We start from the raw sequence: 4,772 nt of genomic DNA on the forward strand, positions 1-4,772 counted from the left end.
CTGTGGCAGACGCTGGCCCTGTGGGCGATCGCGGCGGGCGTGCTGGTGGCGGCCTTGCGATAGGCCGGGACGGCGAAGCCGCCCGCTTCGGAGCGTTCCATCAGGCGGCGCGACCCTGTCGCGGCGCATCCGCGACGGCGGCTGCGCAGGGGGCGATCCCGTGCGTGTCGACGGGGCCCGGGCGACCGAACAGGTAGCCCTGCACCTCGGCGCACCCGGCCGCTCTCAGGAACGCGAGTTCCGCGACGGTCTCGACGCCCTCGGCGACCACCGGCAGGCCTAGCCCGCAGCCGAGCCCGAGGACCGCGCGCACGATCGCCGCCGTCTGGGCGTTGGTGTCGACGTTGCGCACGAAGGACCGGTCGATCTTGATCCGGTCGAAGGGGAACGCCCGGAGGTTGGCCAGCGACGAGTAGCCCGTCCCGAAATCGTCCATGGCGATGCCGACGCCGAGCGTCCGCAGCTGGCGCAGCGTCGCCACCGCACGGTCGAAGTTGCGGATCAGCGCGGTCTCGGTGATCTCCAGCTCCAGCCGCGCGGCCGGCAGCCCGGTCTCGACCAGAACCGCGTGCACCTGCGGGGCGAAGGCCAGATCGTGGACCTGGACCGCCGAAACGTTCACCGCCACCCGCAGGGGCGACGCCCAGGCCGCGGCCTCGCGACAGGCGGTGCGAAGCACCCACATCCCGATCGCCGAGATCGTTCCGCGCTCCTCGGCCACCGGGATGAAGACGTCGGGCGGGACGAGCCCTCGTGTCGGATGGGTCCAGCGCAGCAGGGCCTCGAAGCCGAGCAGGGCGCCGCCCGCGGCCGCGACCTGCTTCTGGTAGACGAGGTGGAACTCGCCGCGCGCCAGGGCCTGTTCGAGGTCGCGTTCCAAGGCGTGACGCTCGCGCACGGCGATGCCCATCTGCGGCTCGAAGAAGCGGTAGGTCCCCCGGCCCTCGGCCTTGGCGCGGTAGAGCGCCGTATCAGCATGTCCCATCAGGCCCTGGCGCTCCACAGCGTCCTGCGGGCACAGGGCGATGCCGATGCTGACCCCGACGATCGCGTCGGCGGGCCCGCCCGAGGCCTGCGCCGCGAGGGCCGCGAGAATGGTCTTCGCCAGGCGCTCGGCAGCGTCCGGCCCGGTCCGTCCGGCCATGAGGATGGCGAACTCGTCGCCGCCGAGGCGTGCCAGGATCTGGTCGGGGCTGAGCAGCCCGGTGACGCGGCGGGCGACCCGATTCAGCGTCGCGTCGCCGGCCGCATGGCCGAACAGGTCGTTGACCGCCTTGAACCGGTCGAGGTCTAGGCAGAGCACCGCGATCGGAACGCCGGTCGCAACTGCCGCGCCCATGGCGCGATCGAGGCGCGCGTTGAAGGCGGAGCGGTTGAGCAGGCCCGTCAGGGCATCGTGGTGGGCGAGGTACCGGATGTGCCGCTCGGCGTGCTTGCGCTGCCGGATGTCGCGGACCGCCAGGGCATGATGCGGCTTGCCCGCGAAATCGATCCGCCGAAGGATCACCTCCGCCTCGATGACCGCGCCGGCGCCGTCGCGCAGGCTCAGCTCGACCGGCTGCCCGATGACGTAGGGGAGCCGATCCCAGGTCCGGGGCTCGTCGAGGAAGGCGGTGACCGACAGGCCCGTCATCGCTTCGTGCGAGAGGCCGACGAGCCGGCTGAAGCTGATGTTGGCCGTGACGATCCGGCACCGGTCCAGGACGATCAGACCCTCGACCGCCGCGTTGGCGAGGCCGCGCATGCGCACCATCTCCGCGCGCGCGCGACGCTGCTCGCGAAGGCTGAGCGCGTAGGCCGTCGCCGTGAGGACGAACACGATGAGGCTGGCCACCGCGACGGCGCCGGCGAGCCAGCCCGGCGGCATCGCCTGGGGCGACAGGGTCGCCAGCGGGTTCTCGGTGATCGTCACCCCGGCCATGCCCACCCCGTGATGCGCGCCGATCGCCAGCGCGAGCAGGCCTGCGCTGCCGAACAGGGAGGTGAGCGAACGGGCATGCACGGCGATGGAGACGGCGACGGCGGAAAGGAGCTCACCGATGAGGATCGACGCGAACACGAAGGCCGGATCCCAGCGCAGACGTCCCGTGACCTCGAAGGCCGCCATGCCGGTGTAGTGCATCGCGGCGATGCCGAAGCCGACCACGACCCCCCCGAGCCAGGACGCCCGCGGCGTCTCGGACAGGGCGATCCGCAGGCCCAGGCCGGTGAGGCCGATCGCGAAGACCAGCGAGAGGACGGTCAACCCGGAATCGTAGGCGCTCGGGATGCTCGGCTCGAACGCCAGCATCGCGATGAAGTGGGTCGCGAAGATGCCCGACCCGCTGGAGATCGCCGCGACCACGAGCCAGGTCGATCGCGCACGACCGCTGGCGGTGCCGGCGTGGCGGAGAAGCCGGATCGCGGTCAGCGCCGCGATCGCTCAGATCACGCCCGCCAGGACGACGAGGCGGAGGTCGTGCCGGGCCGTGAAGCAACCGAGGACGGTCAACATGCGCGCAAGTCCGAAATCGCCTCGGCCGAGCCCCGGGCGGCGCGGTCCGATCCTCCGGCCTCTCCCGAACGGATCGAGCCTGCGAGACGACGACGCTGCGTGGTGCGACCTTGGGACGGTTCGAGTAGCAGGGTGCGATAATTTTCTTAAATATGTTTTGCCGCTCAGATTTCGTGCGTGAGGCGCAAGTCGAGGACGTTGCCCGCGGTTTCCGCGTGCGGCGTTCCACTTCCTGTCATCTACAGTGTAAGGAACGAGTACCCATCGGGTGAGGTCAGAAGTTGTAATTCAACTTCTGAGAAGTACGATCCTACACGGCCGCCGTGCGAAAGCCCGCGAAGATGTCGCGGCGATCCGGCCCGAAGAAGTTGCGGTAGGCGTTGTCGACCATCCGCCCGCGGGTGATCCAGGCACCGCCGCGCAGCACCTTCCGCGTGCCGAAGACGGGCTCGGAATACTCGCGGTAGGCATCGGGCGAGAAACCCGGATAGGGCAGGAAGTCGCTCGCGGTCCATTCCCAGACGTTGCCGATCATCTGGCGGCAGCCCCAGGCGCTGTCGCCCGCTTCGTGGGCGGCCACGTCGACGCAGCCGAGGCGGCCGCCGTCGAGGTTGGCGCGGGTCGCATCCGGTGCCGCCTCGCCCCAGGGATAGCGGCGTTTCACCTGCCCCATCGCCCCGCCCGAGGTCGGGGCGGTGGAGGCCGCGACCTCCCATTCGGCCTCGGTCGGCAGGCGGCGGCCGGCGAAGGCGCAGTAGGCGGCGGCCTCGTACCAGCTGACATGGACCACCGGCTGGTGCGGGGCGAGGTCGGAGACGCCGTCGAAGCGGCGGACCCGCCAGCCCGCCCCGTCCGGCTGCCAATGCGCGGGGTGCTCCGCACCGCTCCGGCAGCGCCAGCGCCATCCCTCCACGTCCCAGAACGACGGCTCGCGATAGCCGCCGGCGGCGACGAAGGCGGCGAACTCCGCGTTGGTCACCGGCGCCCGCGCGATGCGGAACGGCGCGACCTCGACCGGGTGCGCCCACTTCTCGTTGTCGAACACGAACGCCTCGCCCGGCTCGGCGCCAAGCCGGAAGGTGCCGCCGGGGATCGCCGCGTCGCCCGGCCACGGCCCCTCCGCGACCGGGGCGAGACCGGCCGAGGCGGCGAAGGACGGCGCCGGGTATCCGAGCGTCTGGCGCGAATAGGTGAAGGCCTCGCCGTGCATGTCCTCGTGGTAGGTGGTCAGCCGGTAGCGGTAGGCTTCCTCGGCGGTCGGCGAGCCGTCGAGGCGCCGGACCAGCGCGTCGTGGACGCGGCCCATGTAGCCGAGCGTGACGTCGAGCGGCGGCAGCGCGCGCACCCAGCGATCGTCGTGGGCGAGCACCGCGGAATTGTAGACCGCGTCGGCATCCGCGATCGCGGGTTCCGCCCCGTCGAGGGCGCGCAGGATGAAGTGCTCGTGGAACCAGGCGAGGTGCCCGATCTCCCACAGCAGCGGGTTGACGATGTCGAGCCGCGGCCCGATCAGCCGCTCGGCATCGAGCCCGGCCACCAGCTCGAGGGTCCGGGCGCGGCTGTCCTCCAGCATCGCGATGAGTTGTGTGGCGTCGGTCATGGCACCCATCCGATAAGCGATCGACCCATGGACATCATCCTGATCACGCCGGCGCCGAAACGTTCGCGGGCCGGCAACCGCACGACGGCCCTGCGCTGGGCCGGCATCCTGCGCCGGCTCGGCCACCGCGTCGTCGTGGCGACCGCCTACGCCGACGCGCCCTGCGACCTGATGATCGCGCTGCACGCCTGGAAGAGCGCCCCGGCGATCGCGCGATACCGGCGCTTATACCCGGAGCGCCCCCTCGTCGTCGCGCTGACCGGGACCGACATCAATCACGATCTCGCCGCCGATCCCGGCACCACCCTGCGCTCGCTCGATCTCGCCGACGCGCTCGTTGGCCTGCACGACCTCGTCGCCGACGCGATCCCGGAATCCTACCGCGACAAGCTCGCGGTGATCGTGCAGTCGGTGCCGGCGAGCGAGGAGCGCCTGCCGCCCACGACGCGCACCTTCGAGATCCTCGTCGTCGGCCACCTGCGCGCCGAGAAGGACCCGTTGCGCGCCGCGCTCGCCGCCCGCGCCGCAGGAACCGCCGCACCCGTGCGCCGGAGACCTCGCCGCGCCAATCGTAGCGCGGGTTGGCCTGCATCTCGGCCCGCGCGCGATCCGCCCACGCCGGGTCGGGCGCGCCGCCGAGATGGACGACGCGGATGCGGGAGGCGGGCGGCAGGGCGC

The 4,772-nt window shown here is 71.6% G+C and carries 2 protein-coding genes and 1 pseudogene; 1 reads left to right on the forward strand and 2 read right to left on the reverse strand.

Annotated features, from left to right (window positions below; all coding sequences use genetic code 11):
* Positions 1-100: 100 nt before the first annotated feature.
* Complete coding sequence (locus FV223_RS32450; protein WP_147728702.1) at positions 101-2,344, reverse strand: EAL domain-containing protein; 2,244 nt, start codon at positions 2,342-2,344, stop codon at positions 101-103.
* 460 nt (positions 2,345-2,804) lie between these two features.
* Complete coding sequence (gene senA, locus FV223_RS20325) at positions 2,805-4,094, reverse strand: selenoneine synthase SenA (protein ID WP_147728703.1); 1,290 nt, start codon at positions 4,092-4,094, stop codon at positions 2,805-2,807.
* Between the two features lie 27 nt (positions 4,095-4,121).
* On the opposite strand from senA, the pseudogene FV223_RS20330 reads away from it, so the two are divergent.
* Positions 4,122-4,772, forward strand: a pseudogene (locus tag FV223_RS20330) (hypothetical protein); the annotation flags it as partial.

Source organism: Methylobacterium sp. WL116, assembly GCF_008039455.1.
GTDB lineage: Bacteria > Pseudomonadota > Alphaproteobacteria > Rhizobiales > Beijerinckiaceae > Methylobacterium.